This is a genomic window from Moraxella porci DSM 25326 (genome assembly GCF_002014855.1).
GTDB lineage: Bacteria > Pseudomonadota > Gammaproteobacteria > Pseudomonadales > Moraxellaceae > Moraxella > Moraxella porci.
This window is the reverse complement of record NZ_MUYV01000002.1, coordinates 70,322-90,271: the sequence shown is the minus strand read 5'-3', so window position 1 is coordinate 90,271 and position 19,950 is coordinate 70,322. Positions and strand designations below refer to the sequence as shown.

Below are 19,950 nucleotides of genomic sequence, written 5' to 3'. Positions count from 1 at the left end.
ACCGAGCATACCCACCCAACGATGGATATGCCAAGAGGGAAAAACTTAGATGGCTTTTAGGACTGAGACCATCTCAAGAGCGGTCATCGCGGCTTCATAGCCTTTGTTGCCTGCTTTGGTGCCGGCACGCTCGATGGTCTGCTCGATGTTTTCGGTGGTCAAGATGCCGTTAATGACAGGCTTGCCTAGGCTGAGTGCGACTTGGCTTAGGCCTTTGGCAGACTCATTGGCGACGATGTCAAAATGCGGTGTCGCGCCACGGATGATGGCACCAAGTACGATGATGGCGTCGTATTTGTCCGACTCAGCCAGACGCTTGGCGGTGAGTGGTAGCTCAAATGCACCAGGTACACGCACTACATCGATATTTTCGCCTTGCACACCGTGGCGTACTAGGGCATCGATAGCACCTTCAACCAAGCTTTCGACCAAAAAGCCATTAAAACGGCCAACAGCGATACCGATGCGTACAGCAGTGTTATTGTCCAAAGCGCCTTCGATGTGCGTGATGGCGGCTTTTTGTGCAGTATAAGTTGTCATTGTCTTATCCTAATTTTAAAAATATATGAATGATTGTCATGAAGCTATTGTAGCATACATTGGCTGTGTTTTTAAGCGTCATTTTGCAACCTTTGATTGCAAAATTGCTCATGATTCAGCTGTCTGATTGGCTAATACAAACTGGCTTAACTTGCCTTATCGTGGCTCAACCAATCGCATGGGAATGCCTTGGGCTGCCATAAACTCTTTGGCTTGACGGATGGTATAATCACCAAAATGAAAAATACTCGCTGCCAACACCGCATCAGCACCGCCTAGGGTGACACCATCTGCCAAGTGCTGTAGATTGCCCACACCGCCCGATGCGATCACGGGAATATTGACACGATCAGAAATGGTGCGAGTCAGCTCAAGGTCATAGCCACGGCGTGTACCATCGCCATCCATACTGGTAACAAGCAGTTCGCCTGCACCGCGCTTGGTCATTTCTACCGCCCATTCGATGGCATCGATGCCTGTGGCTTTGCGTCCGCCATGAGTGAAAATTTCAAAGCCTGTGCTACCATCAGGCTTGGTGACTCGCTTGGCGTCGATAGAGGCGACGATGCACTGATTGCCAAAACGAGCCGCGGCATCATTGACCAAATCAGGATTGGTGATGGCAGCAGAGTTGATGCCGACCTTGTCCGCACCGGCATTTAGTAGATTGCGAATGTCTTCGATTTTGCGTACGCCACCACCGACGGTCAGTGGAATGAAGATGGATTTGGCAATCAGCTCAACGGTATGATAAGTGGTGTCACGGCCATCGGAAGTGGCGGTGATGTCCAAAAAGGTGATTTCGTCGGCACCTTGGTCGTTGTAGCGTTTTGAGACTTCGACAGGATCGCCTGCATCTTTGATATCAACAAAATTTACGCCTTTGACGACGCGTCCATTTTCGACATCAAGGCAAGGGATCAGGCGTTTGGCAAGCATGGCGTATCCTATGGCAGATTATGGGCAATGGTTGGCAGTAATTGGCGCTTATGCCAGAAATAATCACTGCTTAATCCTAAAATAACTTGGCAATTTTATCAAAAAATCATTAAAATATCAGCAAGTTTTTATTCTGGGCGATTTGCCCGATGTTGTGTCAATTGTAGGAAATCTTATGTCTGTTTATACCCATTTGTCCGAAGATGAATTTTTTGCGTTTTGTGGTTTGTTTGGCGTGAAATTCAAAAAAGCCATTCCCATCGTCCAAGGCGTGAAAAACTCCAACTGGTTTGTACAGACAGATGGCGACGAAGGCGATGATTTTTCTTATGTATTTACCCTATACGAAGAGCGTGTGCCTGCCGATATCATGAAAATGGCCACCGTCATGCATGCCTTAAAGGACAAATTGCCGATTGCACCACCCTTGGTTAAGCTCACCGCCAAAGGCAATCAAATCGGTGAAGACTGTGTGATGCGTTATGAAAATAAAGCCATTTTGGTTGTGCCAAAATTGGCAGGTAGACATCCAACGCAGACAGATGCCGTGATGTGCTATGAGATGGGTAAGGCATTGGCGGTACTGCATGACACCTTGACCACGCTACAGCCTGCCGAAGACTATGGCGTGCCACTGTATGACTGGGCAAGGGTCAAAGAGCGTGAAACTGCCTTTATGCCGACCGATGAAGCGCGCTTGATGAACGATATTTGGACAGCATATGCCAATTTGCCAAGCGATCTGCCAAAAGGGCTTTGCCATCTGGATATGTTTACTGACAATACCTTGTGGGATTTTAGTGCACAGACGCCACGCTTGACAGGCTTACTTGATTTTACTGAAGTGTCTGTTGAGCATTATTTGATGGACATCGCCATCACTATTAACGATTTTTGTACCACTTGGGGTAATGCCACCAATGGCGAGAGCGTGAATTTTGATACCACCAAGATGGATGCCTTTATCAAAGGCTATGAGACTGTACGAGCATTGACAGCGGACGAAAAACAAGCCCTGCCTGTGATGCTTGCCTATAGCGCGACCATATTTTGGCTACTACGCCTCAATGTCATCTATTATAACCGTGAGCAAGGGCGTACCGGCGATGATATTATGGTCAAAAATCCTGATTTGATGAAACGCTTGGCGAGTTTTCATTGGGGGCGTGTCTAAGCAAGGATCAGGGACGATAAATACGCCAAGATGGATGGATGATGATTGCACCGATTATAAATAGCTTAATCCCATTGGGTCTGTGTATTTTGACAGGCTTTGTGCTAAAGCATCAAGGGTTTTTGAGTGCCAAGACTTGGCAGCAGTTAGATAGGCTCAATTATTATTTGCTGTTCCCTGCGCTATTGTTCCTAAACTTGGCGACAGCGGACATGAACTTGGCGAAGTTTGCGCTGGCGTTGTCTGTGGTGTTGGCGGTGCTGCTGCTGGCGAGTATTGCGATTTTTGTGGCGCATCGAGTATTTGACATTCATCCACAAGACATCGGCGTGTATATGCAAAGCGCCATCCGTTTTAATACCTATGTGGGGCTGGCGCTGGTGGCATCACTGTTTGATGAGGCGGGCATGGTGATCTTTTCGCTGATCATCGCTTTGTTCATTCCGCCGATCAATGTGATCTCTGTCATTGCGCTGAGCCTACAGCATGGCTTTGATGCCCGGTTATTGCTGATGAATGTGCTGAAAAATCCGCTGATTGTGGCATGTGCATTGGCGCTTGCGTTCAATGCCTCATCGCTGACTTTGATGGCAGGCGTTGAGGGATTTTTTGGGCAATTGGCCTCAGCCAGCTTGCCTTTGGGTCTGTTGTGCATCGGTGCAGGGTTGCAATTTCGCCTAAAATCGAGCGAGCTTGGCATCATCATCGCCAACAGCCTGATTCGCCTGCTGTGCATGCCAGTGCTGGCCTATGCGCTGTGTACGATGATGGGTGTGGTGGGCATTGAGCGGCAGATCATCACGCTGTTTTTTGCGCTGCCGACCGCGCCAACTGCATTTTCATTGACCCAAGCGCTGGGCGGCAACCACCCATTGATGGCGAACATCATCAGTATGCAGACGCTGCTTGCGATGCTGACTTTGCCTGTGATTTTATGGCTAGTGCTATAATGTTTTTTTAATTAGAGATTGATTATGTGCCAACTATTAGGAATGAACTGTAACACGCCCACTGACATCGGTTTTAGTTTTGCTGGCTTTCGGCAGCGTGGCGGATTGACCGACCATCACGAAGATGGGTTTGGGATTGCGTTTTTTGAGAAAACGGAGATGGGCGGCATCGGGCTGCGCCAATTTCATGATGATAAACCCAGCCATCAATCACCCGTGGCGGATTTGATCAATAACTATCCCATCCGTGCGATGAATGTCATTGCACACATCCGCAAAGCCACCACAGGCGGACACGGCCTTGCCAACATCCATCCGTTCGTGCGTGAGGTGTGGGGTGAGCAGTGGGCATTTGCGCATAATGGGCAGATGACCGACAGTTTTGTCAAGCGTACCGAGCGACTGATGACCAACGGCAATGCTGAGCATTATGCGCCTGTGGGGACGACGGACAGCGAGCTGGCGTTTTGTTATCTACTAAACCGCCTAAAAGCCACCTTCAAAAGCCGTCCATCGGATGAGGCTTTGTTTACATTTTTGACCGCGCAATGTCGTTATCTGTCTGCCAATGGTTTGTTTAACTGCTTGATTTCTAATGGCGACTGGCAGCTGGGGTATGCTGGCAGCTTGTTGTTTTATTTGACTCGTAAAGCACCTTTTGGTGAGGCCAAGCTATCTGACGGTGAGATGAGCATTAATTTTCAAGATGTCACCACCGAGAACGACAAAGTCACCATCATGACCACGATCCCTTTGACCAATAACGAATCTTGGCAGCAGTTTGCGGTCGATGAATGTTTGATATTCCAAGATGGTGATGTGGTGTTTCGTGATACGCCAAGCAAAAAAACTTATCTAAGCATCGAAGAGGGCATCGCACTGGCACGCTCAGTGGGAGCGAGTGTGTGATGGCATCCATCAGTTTTATTGATGCTTTTGCGACCATTGATAAATCACGCCCTTGGCTGACACCATTGTTGGCGATGCATCAGGCTTATCAGACTGATGGCAAAGTGCCGCTGGCTACATGGCTGAATGAGTATTTCAAAGAAAATAATTTATCACTAACAAGCCACACAGGGCGATCGCTACGCTTTACCGATCAAAGCGATTTGCCACATGGCGTAGCGTATGAGCGCTATATCGGCGAGACTGGCAATATCCCCACTCGGGATAATCTGCATGATTGGTTCGGTGCGTGCATTTGGGCGACTTATCCTAAGTGCAAAGCCATGCTCAATCATCACCATCTAAAGCATCTGGATGATGACAACTCGAGCAATGGGCGTAATCGTGTGCGTGATGCCATCACGGTATTTGATGAAAATGGCATTATCCTAGCGGTGAGTGATGATGCGATCGGGGCGAATATCGCTGAGCGTCTGTGTCAGTTTGATTGGACGGGGTCGCTTGTCGCCCCAAGACAGTTTTGGCATCAGCCAAATACCGATGAGCAAGCAGATGTCCATGCCCAGGCATTTATCTTTGGGCATGCATTATTAGAACAACTGATCCACCCACGCAAAAATCTATGCGGTCATACACTGATTATCCCTGTGGGTGGCTCGTTTTTTGAGATGTCTTTTGCTGAACGCTTGTCGATATTGGATGAGCTTGTCGCACAGAAGCTCAACCATTGGCTATCCAATCCTACCGCTACGCCAAGAGATTTGCAGCCTTTGCCTGTACTTGGCGTGCCGTATTTTTGGGATGGTCAAGATGATGACTTTTATCAGGATAAAAGTGTGTTTCGTGATGGACGCAGACAATGATGAAAATTGCCTTGTTTTTACATTTAATCGGTGCAAGCATTTGGGTGGGCGGGCATCTGTATTTGCTGATTCGCCTGATGCCAAGATTTGTCCGTGATCAAGATGTGGCAGGTTTTTTGAAGTTTGAAAAAAGCTACGAACCGCTTGGCATGACGGCATTGGCAGTGCAGGTACTGACAGGACTGTATATGATGAATGCCATTATACCTGTGGCAACTTGGCTGACACCAATGGGCTATCTGACTGCTTTGATTCATGCCAAATTAACTTGGCTGCTGTTGACCATCATCACCGCACTGCATGCTCGATTTAGGGTGGTAGCGAGGCTTGAGCAGGGTAAATTTACCGATAGTACCCTAAAGGTGATGGCAATTCATGCAGGGCTGATTTGTTTGTGGTCATTATGTTTTCTGGCGACAGGGATGGCATTTCGCTTTTGACTGTACTTAGCTGATCAGCTGACGCGTGATGCGCACTAAGCTGCGCCACAGATCGCCATAAGGCGGCGCGACATAGACCACTGCAGCCAGTAGCGCATAAAGGCAAGCGTATTGTACAGGCTTTTTGCGCTCAAAAAATTTAAACGCACTGCCAGCAGATTTTTTTAGGCGCAGGCCATAGACATTGACGCTATAAATCTCATCCAGCAGCAGGTGGATCATGGCGCCGACAAACAGCACCAAGCCAAACAGCCAGCTGACAAAGGCGGTGAGCTTTAGCCCATAAAACGCCCCGCAAGCCAAAAGCAGCCCAAACAGCGCCATATATGGCACAGAGTGTACCATACCGCGATGCACAGTCAGGCGGCTGAATGTCTCAAACAGCCCAAAGCGCAGCAATAAAAATGCCACCAACCACAAAATCAAAGAATCAAGCACCAGCTGATCGGCGGTATAACGGTTGGCATATAAGATGGTGATGAGTGTCGATGTGATGAGCGAGAAGATTAGAAATCCTTGAGCGGCAGGGCGTGAATGCTCAAGATCGATGTCAGGCAATAGGCTGCCAAGTGTGCCAACGATGGCGCACAGCACCGCTGTTGTCAGACCATACAGTTCAAAATAATAACCAGCAGCAGCGATCACGATGCTGCCAGCAGCGCCGACGCTCAAGTGAGTGGTAAAATTTGCCATAATGCGCCATCCAACACAATCATCACAAACAAAAAAGCCAGTCTGATATAAGACTGGCGATTTGCTCTCTATAGAGAAGAATATTGGCATCCCATAGGGGATTCGAACCCCTGTTACCGCCGTGAAAGGGCGGTGTCCTAGGCCTCTAGACGAATGGGACGCAAGGTTCGTTATTTTATTTTTAATCAATAAAATAACTCAAATTTAAGCGTTTAAGCTTAGAATGTAAGAAAATGCCTAGGTGCTTACATTCCTCATTAGCAATTTGGTGGAGCTAAGCGGAGTCGAACCGCTGACCCCTTGCATGCCATGCAAGTGCTCTACCAACTGAGCTATAGCCCCGTGCTAATGAGTGCGTATTATACAGTAATTTTTGGGAGCGTCAAGACTTTTTTGCAAAAAATTTGCAGATTTGGCCATCGACACCCGTGATTTGGCTCTGTCTTTATCAAATCCAATCACCGATTATTCATCCGCCAAGAAATTTGGCAAAGATTTGTTCTTTTCTTCAAGCTTTTTCAGTTTTTTCTTGCCAAGACCGCCAAGCACTTCGGTAGCATGACGCAGGCGAGCCAGTGTCATATCAGCACCGATGACGAACATAGAGTTCATCACAGGCGTGCTGGATGTGCTACCTGCAATGGCAACAAAAAATGGCTGCATAAAGTCTTTGAGCTTAATCTCAAAATTCGCCGCTAAGCCTTTTAGTACCTTATAGATATTCTCTTCGCTCCACTCAGGTAGGCTCTCAAGCTGCCATGTGGCAAGGTATAAAATCTCAACGAGTTGATCAGTATCCAGTGATTTATGGGCGAAATCTTCGGCAGTGATGACCGGTAAGTTTTGGAAATAAAAGCCTGCCCAGTTCACGGTATCGGAGAGTAGATTGATGCGTGGCTGAATGGCTTTGGCGATGGCAGTAAGTTTGGCATCATCGCTTGCCCAGGCTAGAATGGTATTTTTAAGATTTTCTACATCCATAGCGCGTAGGTATTCGCCGTTTAGCCAGTAGAGTTTTTCGATATCAAAGACAGGGCCACCCAGTGATACACGCTGGATATCAAAGCTTGCAATCAGCTCATCTAGGGTGAATTTTTCTTGATCATTCGGTAGGCTGTAACCCATGCGACCTAGGTAGTTCAGTAGAGCTTCAGGCAAGACGCCTGCATCACGGTAGTAGGTGATGGAAGTGGGGTTTTTGCGTTTTGACAGTTTGGATTTGTCAGGATTGCGCAGTAGCGGCATATGGCATAGCACGGGCATTTCCCAACCAAAATACTGGTATAGCAGCTGATGTTTTGGTGCTGATGGTAGCCATTCTTCACCACGCAGCACATGGGTAATTTGCATCAAATGGTCATCGACGACATTGGCAAGATGGTAAGTTGGCAGCCCATCGGTCTTTAGCAAAACTTGCATATCGACCTGCTCCCAAGGGATCGTGACCTCACCACGCAGCATATCATGAATGGTGCAGACACCTTCGCTTGGCACACGCATACGGATGACATAAGGCTTGCCTTGGGCGACTAGAGCGTCTGATTCTTCACGGCTAAGGTTAGCATAGCGTCCGTCATATTTGACCGGTAAGCCTTGTGCCATCTGTGCTTCACGCATGGCATCTAGCTCTTCGGGTGTGCAAAAACAGCGAAACGCATGACCATCATCAAGTAGCTGCTGGGCATATTTTTTATAAATTTCACTACGCTCTGACTGACGATACGGTGCGTGTGGACCGCCGACATCAGGGCCTTCTGACCAAGTCAGACCCATCCATTTTAGGGCGTTTAAGATCATCTGTTCAGATTGTGTGGTCGAGCGGACTTGGTCGGTGTCTTCGATACGCAGGATGAATTCACCGCCCATCGACTTGGCAAAGGCGAGATTGAATAAGGCGATATAAGCCGTGCCAACATGGGGAAAGCCAGTTGGGCTAGGGGCGATACGAGTACGAACTGGACGAGTCATAATATTCTCAAAATAAAATTTGGATAAAATCTGACTTATGATACCAAATTAGCACGATTTTTGGTAGCTGTCGATGTGATGATGGTGATGAATCGCCAAAGCTGTTTAAAATCAGTAACAAACGCATACAAAAAACCGCCACATTTTCCCCAAAAATACACCAATTACTGCTAAAATAGTAAGGTTATGGCTCCATAAGATTATTAAAGCATACTTGATTTATTTTAAATTTATTAAATTTGTAATTCTGTTAAATAATTTGTGCTGATGATTGATAGACTTTAAGTGGTTCATAAAATCATTGCAAACTTAGCCATAATCCACTAAAACTAGCCAAAAACCTAAGCCAAAAAGGGGCGATATGTCAAGCCAAGCTGTAGCCGAATTTAGTCACACCACTGTCTTACTCGAAGAGACAGTGGCGATGGTGCTTGGCGTCAAGACACTTGCTGATGTGCCAAAGCAGTCGGTCTCGGGCATCTATGTCGATGCGACCTTTGGGCGGGGTGGGCATAGCCGCTTGCTGCTGGAGTATCTGGCCGATGATGCTTGTCTTGTGGTGTTTGATAAAGACCCTGAAGCCATCGCTGTGGCACAGGACTTGGCACAGGCAGATGCGCGCATCAAAGTGGTGCATGACAGCTTTGCAAGCCTATCAGATAGCCTGATGGCACTGGGTATTGATAAGATTGATGGCTTGATGGCAGACCTTGGTGTGTCAAGCCCACAGCTGGATGATGGCGCTCGTGGCTTTAGCTTTATGCGAGATGGGGCGGTGGATATGCGGATGGATACCACGCGTGGCGAGCCTGTGTCGGCGTGGCTGAATCGTGTATCTGCCGATGAACTTGCCGATGTATTGTTTGAATATGGCGAAGAGCGTCATTCACGGCGTATCGCTCGGGCGATCAAGGCGATGGAAAATTATGACTCAACGCTGGCGCTGGCAGAGGTCATCAAACAGGCACATCCAAATTGGCAAAAGGGCAAGCATCCTGCCACCCAAAGCTTTCAAGCGATGCGGATTTTTATCAATAATGAGCTTGGCGATGTCGATGATTTTCTAGAGCAGAGCATCAGGGTGCTAAAGGCAGGCGGTGAGCTTGCGGTGATCAGCTTTCATTCGCTTGAAGATCGCCGTATCAAGCAGTTCTTACAAAGACATAGCCGTGGGCAATACGAAGAAGATGCGCATCTGCCGATGCCGCCTGTGCGTCCCAAATACTTTGGTAAACCAAAGCGCGTCGCGCCCAGTGATGCCGAAGTCAAAGCCAATCCCCGTGCGCGCAGTGCATGGCTGCGTGGCGCGATGCGTAGTGATGTGGCATGGGTGGATGCCTAAGGTCGGCGGATCGGGCAGTGCTTGGTAATATAAACTTAAGATCGATTAAAGATTGATACATTGGATTGAATGGATAGGCGGTAAGTGACATGAGCAATTCTCATCTGACAGCGAAGACGAGCAATGGCAGCATGATTTGGATTCTAAGAGCGGTGCTGGCGATTTTGGTGGTGATGATTTTTGCGACAGCGCTGGGCATCGTCACCCAAACTCAAACCCGTCATGAAACTTACATCGAGCTACAAAAACTTAGCCGTGAATTGAATCTATTAAAAATCGAAGAGCAGCGGCTGATGATTGAGCAGCAGACATTCAGCGCTACCCCACAAGTGGCCAGCCGTGCGGTGAGTGAGTTGGGCATGTTTTTCCCAAGTGCCGATAGCCGCCGCGTAATCACACCCAGTGCCAAACCTGCAACCGAGTCGAGCCAAACAAGTGAGTAAAGCATGAAGTCCCCAAAAAAACCAAAAACCAGCTCGGCCAAGGTCACGGCGCCTTTGCGTAACAACAAAAACAGCAAAAATTTCGGACTGTTCGGCAAAAAACGCAGCAAACAAGCTGGCGCCAATCTCACAGGCGGTAAGCAAGACGCATGGCGCTATGTCGCGGTATGGGCGGTGATGGGTCTGTTTTTTGCTGCCATCGTCGCGCGCGCGGCTTATTTGCAGATTTTTAATGCACAATTTTATATTGAAAAAGGCGATGATCTGATCACCAAAGAACAAATCGAGCCAGCTTATCGCGGTGTGATCACCGATCGCGCTGGTGCACCTTTGGCGGCCAATGCACCGCTTTATACGGTGTTCTTTGATCCTTATGCGTATGCTGAGGAATATTATCGCTTGGTCAATGAAATGAACACCAGTAAAAGCGATGCCACCAAGCAGCGCGCTTTAGAAAAACTCAAAGAAATGGATCTGGTGAAGCTGGCAGGCGCGGCAAATTTCCCACTAGAAAAGCTCGAAGCGGCAGTAAAAATCGATCCGCTGCTTGACACCTCAGACAGCCAAAAAGTCGCTGCAGCGCTGCCAAAGGGAGCAAGTTCGCGCCGCCTTGTGCTGCTCAACCGCGTCTCGCCAGAAGTGGCAAGTTCGGTGACGGATTTGGGGTTGTTTGCCATCGGTACCGAGCGTTCATTTCAGCGGTATTATCTACAAGCTGAGCCCAATGCGCAGATTTTGGGCTTTATGGCGCGCTCTAGCAGCGGCGATGATGGCTACATCGGGCGTGCTGGCATCGAAGCCAAATATAATGAGCGTTTGGCAGGCAAAGATGGCTTGGTGATGATCTTGCGCGGCACTGGCAGACAGCCGATCCAAGAGATTAAGCAGGTCAAGCCACTGATCGAGGGTCAAGACATTCATCTGACCATCGATTCGCGCCTACAATATGTGCTGTATAAAGAGCTTGAGCAAGTCGGCCGCTTGCAGTCGGCGCGCTCAAGTTCGGGTATGGTCGTCGATGTAAAAACAGGCGAAGTCTTAGCGATGGGATCATGGCCATCCTTTAATTCTAATAATCTATCCGAACGAGATGGCGCCAATGAGCGCAACCGCCCTGTGCTGGATGTCTTTGAGCCAGGCTCGGTGATGAAGCCATTTACCGTCGCAGCCGCGCTAGAGTCGGGCAAATACAGCACCAGCTCAGTGATTGACACCAATCCAGGCAGCGTACTGGTCGGTGGCTATACCATTCGAGATGGCGGTAATTATGGCGCCATCACCTTGGATAAACTCATCCAAAAATCCAGTAATGTCGCCTCAACCAAAATCGCGCTAAACCTACCAGCCGACGCCATCGCCAATATGCAAAAAAAATTCGGCTTTGGCACTAAGACGGCGCTGGATTTTCCTGCCGAATCAGCAGGCAAGGTCGCCACGCCCAAAGAGCGTGAGCTGTCACGCCGTGCGACTTTGAGCTATGGCTATGGTCAGCAGGTGACTTTGGCGCAGCTAACTCAAGCTTATGCTGCACTTGGTAATCGCGGCCTAATGCAGCCATTGACTTTGGTCAAAGAGGATAATAAACAAGAGCCAACACAAGTCATCAGTGCCGAACACGCTGAGTCGATCGTCGGCATGATGGAGCTGGTGACTGGCCCGAGCGGTACTGGCCAAGCGGCTGCCATCAATGGCTATCGAGTCGCTGGCAAGACAGGTACCTCGCGTCGCACCAATCCTCAGGGCGGCTACTACACCGATCAACATCGCACCATTTTTGTGGGTCTGGCACCTGCATCCAATCCTCGCTTTGCTGTGGCGATCTTGGTGGAAGATCCGCGTCGCCAGTCTTATGCTGGGCAAGTCTCAGCGCCAGTGTTTCATAATGTGATGAAAGAAGCGCTGCGTCTTTATAATGTGCCTTATGATAAGTCGCTGCGTGTCGCGGCCAATGATTGATTTAATGTGATTAAGGAAAACTCACCCATGTCGCCAGTCAGCATCCGTCAAATCATCGAACAAGCCATCGCCAAAGACCACACAGTCGCCGCCTCACTGGGGATGGCGACGCTCAGCGATTGGTTCGCCCCAATTTTATCGCACAAGATGGCGAATTTCTGTTTGGATAGCCGTAAAATCAGCACTGATGACGGCTTTGTTTTGCTTAAAAGTACAAGTCAAGACACTCAAGCTGCCATTGACAGTGCCAATCGCTATATCCAAGCCGTCAAAGATACTGCAAGCTTTATCATCACTGAGTTTGATGCAGATGTACTTGTGCTTGATGGTGTATCCATTCCTGTGGTGAGCCTGCCAATCATCCGCACCATCTTGGGTGATTTGATCGCTGCTCGTTTTCAGCTTGATGAGTCTGTGATGCTACCGACTGTGATCGCAGTGACAGGCACCAATGGCAAAACGACCGTCAGTCAGCTGATTGCTCAGCTGTGCCAATTATCAGGTGTGCCATCTGCCATCATGGGCACGGCAGGTAATGGACGACTGGGTCAGCTGGTGCAGTCAGCCAATACCACAGGTGATGTGCTGATGGTGCATGAGTTTTTGTACCAAATGGCAAAAGATGGCGTGAAGCTTGTCGCCCTCGAAGCCAGCTCGCATGGGCTTGATCAATATCGCTTGCAGGGCGTGCCCGTGGCGGTCGCAGTTTATACCAATTTATCACATGATCATCTCGATTATCATCGTGATATGGATGACTATCGTGATGCCAAGGCAAAGCTGTTTGAACCAACACTGTTCCCAACGCTACAAGCAGGCGTCATCAATGCTGATGCCAAGTATCAGCTGTTTTGTGACACCAAATCGTACCCAGTATATCGCTATAGCCAAAAAGACAGCGCGGCTGAGTATTATGCCAAGACAGTGCAGCCAAGCCTAGATGGTGTGGCGATCGATGTCAACACAGTGCATGGCGAGATGATGGTACATAGTCCGCTACTTGGCCTATTTAATGTCGATAATCTGATGGCAAGCATGGCGGCATTTTTGGCGTTGTATCCACAAAAGGCGGATACTTTGCCGACTTATATTACCCAGCTTGTCGGTGCTCGTGGGCGAATGCAGCGAGCTGTCTCAAAGACTGGCTCGTTCATCGTCGATTATGCACATACACCTGATGCGCTAGTGCAAGTGCTCTCAAGCCTACGCAAGCACTGTGATGGCAAGCTGATTGCGGTGTTCGGCTGTGGTGGGGATCGTGACCGCACCAAGCGACCTTTGATGACACGAGCAGGGCTTGATTTTGCAGATCATGTGATTTTGACAGCGGACAATCCCCGTTCCGAAGAGCCATCTGCCATCCTAAAAGATATGCAGCAGGGCCTGTCTTGTGAAGATCATTACAAAATTACCATCGAAGCCGACCGCAAAAAAGCGATAGAATTAGCGGTTCGCACAGCCTGTGCCAATGACATCGTGGTCATTGCAGGCAAAGGACATGAGACTTATCAAGAAATCAAAGGCGTGCGTTATGACTTTGATGATATGGCGATTTTGGATGACTATTTGGCCAAGTATGGCAAATAATTTGAGTGTATTTATTTTTTTAAAAGTTAAGGCGATATTATGACCGCTTCCACTGCCGATTTGCCAAGCTATATTTGGCAAGCAGACAATTTACAGCAAGCCACACAGGGCGTTTGGCACAAGCTTGGCGATACTGTCATTCAGGCGACCGCTATCACGACCGATACCCGCAAAATCGGTGCGGGTGATGTGTTTTTGGCAATCAAAGGTGAGCGATTCGATGCGCATGACTTTGTCAAAACTGCCCAAGAAAACGGTGCAGTCGCACTGATTGTCGAGCGTGAAGTGGACTGTGATCTACCGCAGTTGATTGTCAAAGATACCAAGCTTGCCTTGGGGGATTTGGGCAAATATCGCCGTGATCAGCATTCTGATCTGACTGTCGTTGCCTTGACTGGCTCAAGTGGTAAGACGACGACCAAAGAGATGATTGGGGCGATTTTAAGCCAAATTGCGCCGACCTTGATGACGCGTGGCAATCTCAATAACGACCTTGGTGTACCCATGATGCTGCTTGAGCTTAGCGATGAGCATCGCTTTGCGGTGATGGAGTTGGGTGCTAATCACTTGGGCGAGATTGCTTATACTGCCAATTTGGTGCGTCCTGATGTCGCTGTCGTGCTCAATATAGGCACGGCACATTTGGGTGAGTTCGGCGGTCGTGCCAATATCGCTCGTGCCAAGAGCGAGATCTATACCGCTCTACACGCCGATGGTGTGGCGGTACTGCCTTTGTCTGATGAATTTTATCCGACTTTGGCGGATGAAGCTGCCAAATACACCGAGCAGGCATTAAGCTTTGGTGAAAAATCTATCGCCATTGATGAAGCAGGACTGGACGATGCAGATTGCCAAGCACTCAAAGCAGAAGGCGTTGAAAGTGTGCTGATGATGGGCGATTTGTTCGCTGATGATGTTGAAAGTTTTGCAACGCATTGTACATTTACTCTAAATACCAATCTCGATGTGGATGATGTCGAAAGCCTGCCTGTGCATCTACCTTTTATCGGTGAGCATAATGTTGCCAATGCACTGGCGGCAGCGGCGGCGACCTTTGCGCTTGGTGTGGATCTACAGACTATCGTCAAAGGGCTTGAGTCGGCAGTACCGCCAAAAGGTCGCTTGACCCGTATCAGCTTTGGCGAGCATAGCTTGATTGATGATACTTATAATGCCAATCCAGCATCGATGATGGCAGCAGCTCGTGTGCTTGAAGCCGAAGAAAATACCAAGATTTTGGTGCTTGGTGATATTTTTGAACTGGGTGATGCTGCTGATAGTGAGCACGCAAGCTTGGGTAAGGAGTTGGCAGTGCTTGGCATTGACCATGTATTGACCTTGGGGGTGCATATGGCACACACCGCTGATGCCATCAATGCCATCAAGCCGATTGCGACGCATTATCAAGATAAGCCAGCTTTGCTGAAGGATTTGCAAGAATTACTCAACCAAAGTAAAGCCACTGTGCTATTCAAAGGCTCTCGTGGTATGGCAATGGAAACATTGATTAATGAGTTGACCACCGTCTAAGACTATAAGATACTTTAAGGAAAAATTATGCTTTATTGGTTATTGCAACAAACAGACATCGCCATCGGGTCATTGACCTTGCGAGCCCTGCTTGCGGTAATTACAGCATTGGTCATCGTGATCTTAGGCGGTAAGCCTGTGATTAATTATCTGCGTACGCTCAAATATGGTCAAGCGGTGCGTGATGATGGCCCAAAAACTCACCTTGCCAAACAAGGCACACCAACGATGGGCGGCGTGCTGATTTTGGTGGCGATTGGTATTGCGACCTTGGCTTGGGCGGATTTGTCCAATCCTTATGTGTGGATTTTGATGGTGGTGATGGTCATCTTTGGTGCAGTTGGCTGGGCAGATGATTGGCTAAAAATCAAACACAAAAACCCACAAGGTCTGATCGCTCGCAAAAAATATTTTTGGCTGTCGGTCGGCTCACTGTTCGCTGGCGGCTCGCTGTATTATATCGCCACACAACAAGATGCAGCGACGATGATCGCCATGCAAGATATGCTGATTCCACTATTTAAAGATGTGGTCATTCCATTTTCGGCGATTCCATTGGGATTAGGCTTTATCATTGCCACTTATTTTGTGTTGGCAGGCTCATCCAATGCGGTGAACTTGACTGATGGCTTGGATGGTCTGGTAATTTTGCCAGTGGTGATGGTTGCCGCAGGGCTTGGGGTGTTTGCTTATATCTCAGGTTCGGCCAACTATGCAGACTATATGCACGTACCGCACATCGCTTATAATGGTGAAGTCACCATCGTCTGTGCATCCATCATCGGTGCAGGCTTAGGGTTTTTGTGGTATAACGCAGCGCCTGCTGATGTCTTTATGGGTGATGTTGGGGCGTTATCATTGGGCGGTATGCTTGGCACGATTGCGGTGATGACTCGTCAAGAGCTTGCTTTTGCCATCATGGGCGGTATCTTTGTCGCTGAAGCGGTATCGGTGATTTTGCAGGTGGGTTCGTATCGCCTACGCAAAAAACGCATTTTCTTGATGGCGCCTCTGCATCATCATTTTGAAGAAATGGGTCTCAAAGAAACCAAAGTCGTCGCCCGATTCTACATCGTCTGTATTATTCTTGTGGTACTTGGTTTGATGACATTAAAGCTGCGCTGATCTAGATTAACTGTGATAACCCAACACCTGCTGTTGGGTTTATTTATGCATGTTTGATGGGCTTGAGTACGCATTTGATGCCGATTTGCTGAAAATTTGTAAATTTTGATAAATATTTAAAACAAATGAGCGTGTTTTAAGAGATTTTGGGTTATAATATCGCGTTGACCTTGTCAATCGTGCCATATCGGCAACAAGATCAGCTAGCAGATTGGGCTGATCAGAGGGCAGGGCGACACAATCATCGTATCTGACAGGGATCATCACATGACAGCAAGCACATCAAAATATGTCATCGGCAACTGGAAACTCAATCCTGCAAGCTTGAATGAAGCCAAGGCGCTGGCAGCAGCTGTAAAAGCAGCTTTGGCGGATCAAACGCAGGTGCAGCTGGGCTGTGCGCCTGGATTTTTGCATTTGTCTGAGGTGGCAGCTGTGCTGGGCGATTGTGCTATTTGGGCCGGTGCGCAGGATATTTCAGCCAGTACTGGCGTGACAGGCGCATTCACAGGTGATGTATCGGCCGCGCAGATCGTCGATGCAGGCGCGCGCTTTGTGATCTTGGGTCATTCTGAACGCCGCCAATACCAAGGCGAGGATAATCCAGTACTGGTCAAAAAAATCCAGCAAGCCATTGCTGCTGATTTGGTGGTCATACTGTGCGTTGGCGAAACCGAAAGCCAATATAAATCTGGCGAAACGCTGTCAGTATTAGAAAAACAGCTGTCGGTATTGGATGGTTTGGGCGTGCCACGCAGCCAATTGATCATCGCTTATGAGCCTGTATGGGCGATCGGCACAGGGTTGACACCAACGGTCGATGAGGTGGTGGCAGTGCATCGCCATATACGCGCGACGCTGGCGGATAAAGAGCTGCCAGAGGTCTGTGTGCTGTATGGCGGTAGTGTCAATGCCGACAACGCTGCTGCTTTTGCTGAGGCGTCGGAGGTGGCTGGTGCCTTGGTTGGAGGTGCTTCTTTAAAAGCCGATGCCTTTGCTCAGATTGTGGCAGCCTTTGCATCGTGATTTTGATTTTTTTTGTGTATGAGTTTTAATTGAGAAGTTTATGCTTACAGTTCTTTTAGCCATTCATATCATCGTTGCCATCGTGATGGTGGGGTTTATTTTGATTCAGCACGGTAAAGGTGCCGACGCTGGTGCATCGTTTGGCTCAGGCGCGGCAGGTACGGTGTTTGGTGCGGCAGGTTCGGCGAACTTCTTGACGCGCACGACAGCGGTGCTGGCGGCGATCTTTTTTATGACCAGTCTTGCGCTGGCGCATTTCGCCCAAAAACAAGCCGAAGATCAGCTGCGCTTAGATGTACCCGTAGCCACAGGCCAAGCACCTGCCGAGCCGAACAACTGATTTGTCAAATTTGCTTGCACTGGGCGGTATTTTTAGGTAGAATACTCAGCAGTTTTGCGATCGTGGTGGAATTGGTAGACACGCCATCTTGAGGGGGTGGTGCTTCACGGCGTGAGGGTTCAAGTCCCTCCGATCGCACCAAATACGACTTGTAAGTCATTGAAATATATAGAAGTTAGCAAGCCTTGCGTTTTATAGTGTACCACCCAGTGTACCATAAATGCAAGGCTTGTTTTGTTTTTAGCTGTTTTATAGAAGCGTGTTCATTTGGGCTTGCTAGCTTCAACTATCAATTTATTTATGTATTTATCTTTTGATAGACCTTCTGCTTGTGCCAATTTTTCTAAAATCGGCATATTTTTTTTCAGTATTTTAACTAGGCATTCTTCTTTGCTAAGTGATTGACTGTCTCTATGTCTCTTTTGTCTTGATGCATCATAAAGCTGTTTAATATAACTATCTCTTCCTTTGTGGATAACTGTTTTTATGGCAGGTATCGCATATAAAGTTAGGATGCATTCTATAAATCTTGACCCATTTTGCATTGCAGTATCTTGAAAGCTCTCGGGTACTTCCTCGGGGCGTATACCGACCCACATGTATTTGTCAGGATTTATATTTTCACTTAATATATTTTTATCTAAATTATTGAGAATAATCCATCCATCCAAATACGAAAGATTATAGGTGCCACTTACGAGGCATTCAATAATAGAGCATTCACTAATTTGAGACGGTGAATAATGACACTGGTCATCTACCCAATCAACAGAATTTATGGAGGAGATAATTAAACTTATCTTATCTTGAGTAGTGACGGGATGAAAAACACCCTTTAGGATTCTAAGATTATTTTTTTCCAAATTTTCAATAAGGCTGTCTAGCTGCATATCATTGCATTTTTCAAGCCATCTAAATTCTTTGCGTGGTGTTATATGGTTAAGATACCATTTTTTGTATTCTTCAAAACTAAGTGAATAGTATTCCAGATCAAAAGGAGTTGCAAAATTTATGGGGATGTATCTGATAAAACCATCCGCACATCTATTATCGATGGTATGAAATTGAATAAAGTTTATAAAAGCAGATATTAGCTCTTTGCCGCCTCTGAAGGCTCTACCCACAATAGGGTTTCCAGGCATTCTATTTAAGAAAAATAAAATAGCATCAAGATCCTCTGCAATCCATGAATAAGTTCCAACTGGCAATAAGCATACTGATTTAAAGAAAAAGAGTTCTTGTAAATCCTTTGTTGGGTTTGACAAAGAACAAACAATTGATTGCAATTCTACTAATATATCATATTCGGATTTGTAATCAAAATTAAAAATTTTTCCCTTTCTGCTATTGTGAATATAGATGATTTGCTTGGCATCGTTTATGCTTGAATTATCAATTAATCTCATAAATGTTTTATGAAACTTATCATCAATCCAAAGAATTTTATTTGCATATTGCGACTTAAATCTTTCCAAAATTTGAGGTGAGAAGCTTTGGTTGATGGACTGTACGGAGGTTGTTATAGAGGGTGCTGGCAGGTTCATAAAAAATCATCACAGAAGTCTAGTTTAATGTGACAATTATAGCAAATTACTGATACCTTGCAAATCAAAAAGTTATTATTTTTGTCACAAAAACATAACAATACCTATATTTTACAAAGCGTATAGGGATATATTATTATCCAATATAAAACTCGGTCATCATCATGGTTAATTAGATAAAATATTGTCAAAAAAAATGCAAACAGTTGGCTTTCCAAATCGTTCGCTGTAGCCAAGGTTGGTGAATTCTGCTTTGCCTGGCTATACATGCGTCATGGAGCCAATATAAATTTTTTTTGAGTCGAATAAAATAAGAGAGAGGAGATGATTATTATTCGGATATTATAATAAATTATCCATTGACTGTCCAGCATCAAAAAAATTTTCGATTGTCTTTTGCTTAACAAACCTGAACACTCCAATCATTTGACAAAATCAAGCAAAGGATGATTTTTATCATTTTGGTTGCTGTATTTTTTGCCACTAACTTTCCTACCCTGCCACCGTCAATAATTCCCTATATTTTGCTCTGTGACCATCCATGCTACATTGCATTATTAAATTTCCATTTGGCAGGTTAT

General features: G+C 47.1%; 18 protein-coding genes and 3 tRNA genes. 14 read left to right on the top strand and 7 right to left on the bottom strand.

The genetic code is table 11. From position 1 onward, the window contains the following. Nucleotides 1-45 precede the first annotated feature (45 nt). Together ribH and hisF are read right to left on the bottom strand one after the other, a co-directional pair. Complete coding sequence (gene ribH, locus B0681_RS03225) at nucleotides 46-540, bottom strand: 6,7-dimethyl-8-ribityllumazine synthase (RefSeq protein ID WP_078254621.1); 495 nt, start codon at nucleotides 538-540, stop codon at nucleotides 46-48. Between the two features lie 156 nt (nucleotides 541-696). Then, a complete protein-coding gene (gene hisF, locus B0681_RS03220) occupies nucleotides 697-1,479 on the bottom strand; it encodes an imidazole glycerol phosphate synthase subunit HisF (RefSeq protein WP_078317314.1) in 783 nt (260 codons plus the stop codon). A 175-nt stretch (nucleotides 1,480-1,654) separates the two neighbouring features. On the opposite strand from hisF, the gene B0681_RS03215 reads away from it, so the two are divergent. Genes B0681_RS03215 through B0681_RS03195 form a run of 5 tightly spaced genes read left to right on the top strand, consistent with a single transcriptional unit; the run spans nucleotide 1,655 to nucleotide 5,815 of the window. Next, nucleotides 1,655-2,653 (top strand): homoserine kinase, encoded by a 999-nt coding sequence (locus tag B0681_RS03215; RefSeq protein WP_078317313.1) that lies wholly within the window; start codon nucleotides 1,655-1,657, stop codon nucleotides 2,651-2,653. A 41-nt stretch (nucleotides 2,654-2,694) separates the two neighbouring features. Further along, entirely contained in the window at nucleotides 2,695-3,603 is a 909-nt protein-coding gene (locus tag B0681_RS03210; protein ID WP_158077914.1) for an AEC family transporter, read from the top strand. 24 nt (nucleotides 3,604-3,627) lie between these two features. After that, nucleotides 3,628-4,512 (top strand): class II glutamine amidotransferase, encoded by an 885-nt coding sequence (locus B0681_RS03205; RefSeq protein ID WP_078317311.1) that lies wholly within the window; start codon nucleotides 3,628-3,630, stop codon nucleotides 4,510-4,512. Continuing rightward, nucleotides 4,512-5,375 carry a DUF3025 domain-containing protein gene (locus B0681_RS03200; protein ID WP_078317310.1) on the top strand — a complete coding sequence of 288 codons (864 nt, stop codon included), beginning with the start codon at nucleotides 4,512-4,514 and terminating at the stop codon, nucleotides 5,373-5,375. Before B0681_RS03205 ends, B0681_RS03200 begins: the two co-directional genes overlap by 1 nt. Further along, nucleotides 5,372-5,815: a CopD family protein gene (locus B0681_RS03195; RefSeq protein WP_078317309.1), complete on the top strand. Its 444-nt coding sequence runs from the start codon at nucleotides 5,372-5,374 to the stop codon at nucleotides 5,813-5,815. The genes B0681_RS03200 and B0681_RS03195 overlap by 4 nt, the downstream gene beginning before the upstream one ends. Nucleotides 5,816-5,821: 6 nt before the next feature. Here the strand turns inward: B0681_RS03195 and B0681_RS03190 are convergent, their stop codons facing one another. The 4 genes from B0681_RS03190 to gltX form a co-directional block, all read right to left on the bottom strand. After that, complete coding sequence (locus B0681_RS03190; protein WP_078317308.1) at nucleotides 5,822-6,508, bottom strand: metal-dependent hydrolase; 687 nt, start codon at nucleotides 6,506-6,508, stop codon at nucleotides 5,822-5,824. Between the two features lie 84 nt (nucleotides 6,509-6,592). Continuing rightward, nucleotides 6,593-6,668 (bottom strand) — tRNA-Glu (locus tag B0681_RS03185). Nucleotides 6,669-6,774: 106 nt separating this feature from the next. Further along, nucleotides 6,775-6,850: transfer RNA gene (locus tag B0681_RS03180), tRNA-Ala, on the bottom strand. 123 nt (nucleotides 6,851-6,973) lie between these two features. Then, nucleotides 6,974-8,476 (bottom strand): glutamate--tRNA ligase, encoded by a 1,503-nt coding sequence (gene gltX, locus B0681_RS03175; protein WP_078317307.1) that lies wholly within the window; start codon nucleotides 8,474-8,476, stop codon nucleotides 6,974-6,976. Nucleotides 8,477-8,837: 361 nt separating this feature from the next. On the opposite strand from gltX, the gene rsmH reads away from it, so the two are divergent. From rsmH to B0681_RS03130, 9 genes are all read left to right on the top strand, one after another. Then, complete coding sequence (rsmH, locus tag B0681_RS03170) at nucleotides 8,838-9,818, top strand: 16S rRNA (cytosine(1402)-N(4))-methyltransferase RsmH (protein ID WP_078317306.1); 981 nt, start codon at nucleotides 8,838-8,840, stop codon at nucleotides 9,816-9,818. Nucleotides 9,819-9,907: 89 nt separating this feature from the next. Next, nucleotides 9,908-10,261 carry a cell division protein FtsL gene (gene ftsL, locus B0681_RS03165; protein ID WP_078317305.1) on the top strand — a complete coding sequence of 118 codons (354 nt, stop codon included), beginning with the start codon at nucleotides 9,908-9,910 and terminating at the stop codon, nucleotides 10,259-10,261. Nucleotides 10,262-10,264: 3 nt separating this feature from the next. After that, on the top strand, nucleotides 10,265-12,217 hold the full coding sequence (locus B0681_RS03160) for a peptidoglycan D,D-transpeptidase FtsI family protein (protein ID WP_078317304.1): 1,953 nt from the start codon (nucleotides 10,265-10,267) through the stop codon (nucleotides 12,215-12,217). Between the two features lie 27 nt (nucleotides 12,218-12,244). Continuing rightward, nucleotides 12,245-13,804: a UDP-N-acetylmuramoyl-L-alanyl-D-glutamate--2,6-diaminopimelate ligase gene (locus B0681_RS03155; RefSeq protein WP_078317303.1), complete on the top strand. Its 1,560-nt coding sequence runs from the start codon at nucleotides 12,245-12,247 to the stop codon at nucleotides 13,802-13,804. 39 nt (nucleotides 13,805-13,843) lie between these two features. After that, nucleotides 13,844-15,334: a UDP-N-acetylmuramoyl-tripeptide--D-alanyl-D-alanine ligase gene (locus tag B0681_RS03150; RefSeq protein WP_078317302.1), complete on the top strand. Its 1,491-nt coding sequence runs from the start codon at nucleotides 13,844-13,846 to the stop codon at nucleotides 15,332-15,334. Between the two features lie 27 nt (nucleotides 15,335-15,361). After that, nucleotides 15,362-16,459, top strand: a complete 1,098-nt coding sequence (mraY, locus tag B0681_RS03145) for a phospho-N-acetylmuramoyl-pentapeptide-transferase (RefSeq protein ID WP_078317301.1) — start codon at nucleotides 15,362-15,364, stop codon at nucleotides 16,457-16,459. A 267-nt stretch (nucleotides 16,460-16,726) separates the two neighbouring features. Then, the gene (tpiA, locus tag B0681_RS03140) at nucleotides 16,727-17,485 is read left to right on the top strand and encodes a triose-phosphate isomerase (protein WP_078317300.1); all 759 of its coding nucleotides are present in this window, start codon (nucleotides 16,727-16,729) and stop codon (nucleotides 17,483-17,485) included. A 40-nt stretch (nucleotides 17,486-17,525) separates the two neighbouring features. Continuing rightward, the gene (gene secG, locus B0681_RS03135) at nucleotides 17,526-17,825 is read left to right on the top strand and encodes a preprotein translocase subunit SecG (RefSeq protein WP_078317299.1); all 300 of its coding nucleotides are present in this window, start codon (nucleotides 17,526-17,528) and stop codon (nucleotides 17,823-17,825) included. A 56-nt stretch (nucleotides 17,826-17,881) separates the two neighbouring features. Further along, nucleotides 17,882-17,966 (top strand) — tRNA-Leu (locus tag B0681_RS03130). 122 nt (nucleotides 17,967-18,088) lie between these two features. Here B0681_RS03130 and B0681_RS03125 read toward each other — a convergent pair. Beyond that, nucleotides 18,089-19,369 carry a hypothetical protein gene (locus tag B0681_RS03125; RefSeq protein WP_078317298.1) on the bottom strand — a complete coding sequence of 427 codons (1,281 nt, stop codon included), beginning with the start codon at nucleotides 19,367-19,369 and terminating at the stop codon, nucleotides 18,089-18,091. Nucleotides 19,370-19,950: the final 581 nt, after the last annotated feature.

Coding starts and splice junctions, on each gene's coding strand:
- ftsL (WP_078317305.1), top strand. CDS start 9,908: ATGAGCAATTCTCATCTGACAGCGAAGACGAGCAATGGCAGCATGATT.
- B0681_RS03155 (WP_078317303.1), top strand. CDS start 12,245: ATGTCGCCAGTCAGCATCCGTCAAATCATCGAACAAGCCATCGCCAAA.
- mraY (WP_078317301.1), top strand. CDS start 15,362: ATGCTTTATTGGTTATTGCAACAAACAGACATCGCCATCGGGTCATTG.
- secG (WP_078317299.1), top strand. CDS start 17,526: ATGCTTACAGTTCTTTTAGCCATTCATATCATCGTTGCCATCGTGATG.
- B0681_RS03215 (WP_078317313.1), top strand. CDS start 1,655: ATGTCTGTTTATACCCATTTGTCCGAAGATGAATTTTTTGCGTTTTGT.
- B0681_RS03150 (WP_078317302.1), top strand. CDS start 13,844: ATGACCGCTTCCACTGCCGATTTGCCAAGCTATATTTGGCAAGCAGAC.
- B0681_RS03205 (WP_078317311.1), top strand. CDS start 3,628: ATGTGCCAACTATTAGGAATGAACTGTAACACGCCCACTGACATCGGT.
- hisF (WP_078317314.1), bottom strand. CDS start 1,479: ATGCTTGCCAAACGCCTGATCCCTTGCCTTGATGTCGAAAATGGACGC.
- B0681_RS03160 (WP_078317304.1), top strand. CDS start 10,265: ATGAAGTCCCCAAAAAAACCAAAAACCAGCTCGGCCAAGGTCACGGCG.
- gltX (WP_078317307.1), bottom strand. CDS start 8,476: ATGACTCGTCCAGTTCGTACTCGTATCGCCCCTAGCCCAACTGGCTTT.
- B0681_RS03195 (WP_078317309.1), top strand. CDS start 5,372: ATGATGAAAATTGCCTTGTTTTTACATTTAATCGGTGCAAGCATTTGG.
- ribH (WP_078254621.1), bottom strand. CDS start 540: ATGACAACTTATACTGCACAAAAAGCCGCCATCACGCACATCGAAGGC.
- B0681_RS03190 (WP_078317308.1), bottom strand. CDS start 6,508: ATGGCAAATTTTACCACTCACTTGAGCGTCGGCGCTGCTGGCAGCATC.
- tpiA (WP_078317300.1), top strand. CDS start 16,727: ATGACAGCAAGCACATCAAAATATGTCATCGGCAACTGGAAACTCAAT.
- B0681_RS03125 (WP_078317298.1), bottom strand. CDS start 19,369: ATGAACCTGCCAGCACCCTCTATAACAACCTCCGTACAGTCCATCAAC.
- B0681_RS03210 (WP_158077914.1), top strand. CDS start 2,695: ATGATTGCACCGATTATAAATAGCTTAATCCCATTGGGTCTGTGTATT.
- rsmH (WP_078317306.1), top strand. CDS start 8,838: ATGTCAAGCCAAGCTGTAGCCGAATTTAGTCACACCACTGTCTTACTC.
- B0681_RS03200 (WP_078317310.1), top strand. CDS start 4,512: ATGGCATCCATCAGTTTTATTGATGCTTTTGCGACCATTGATAAATCA.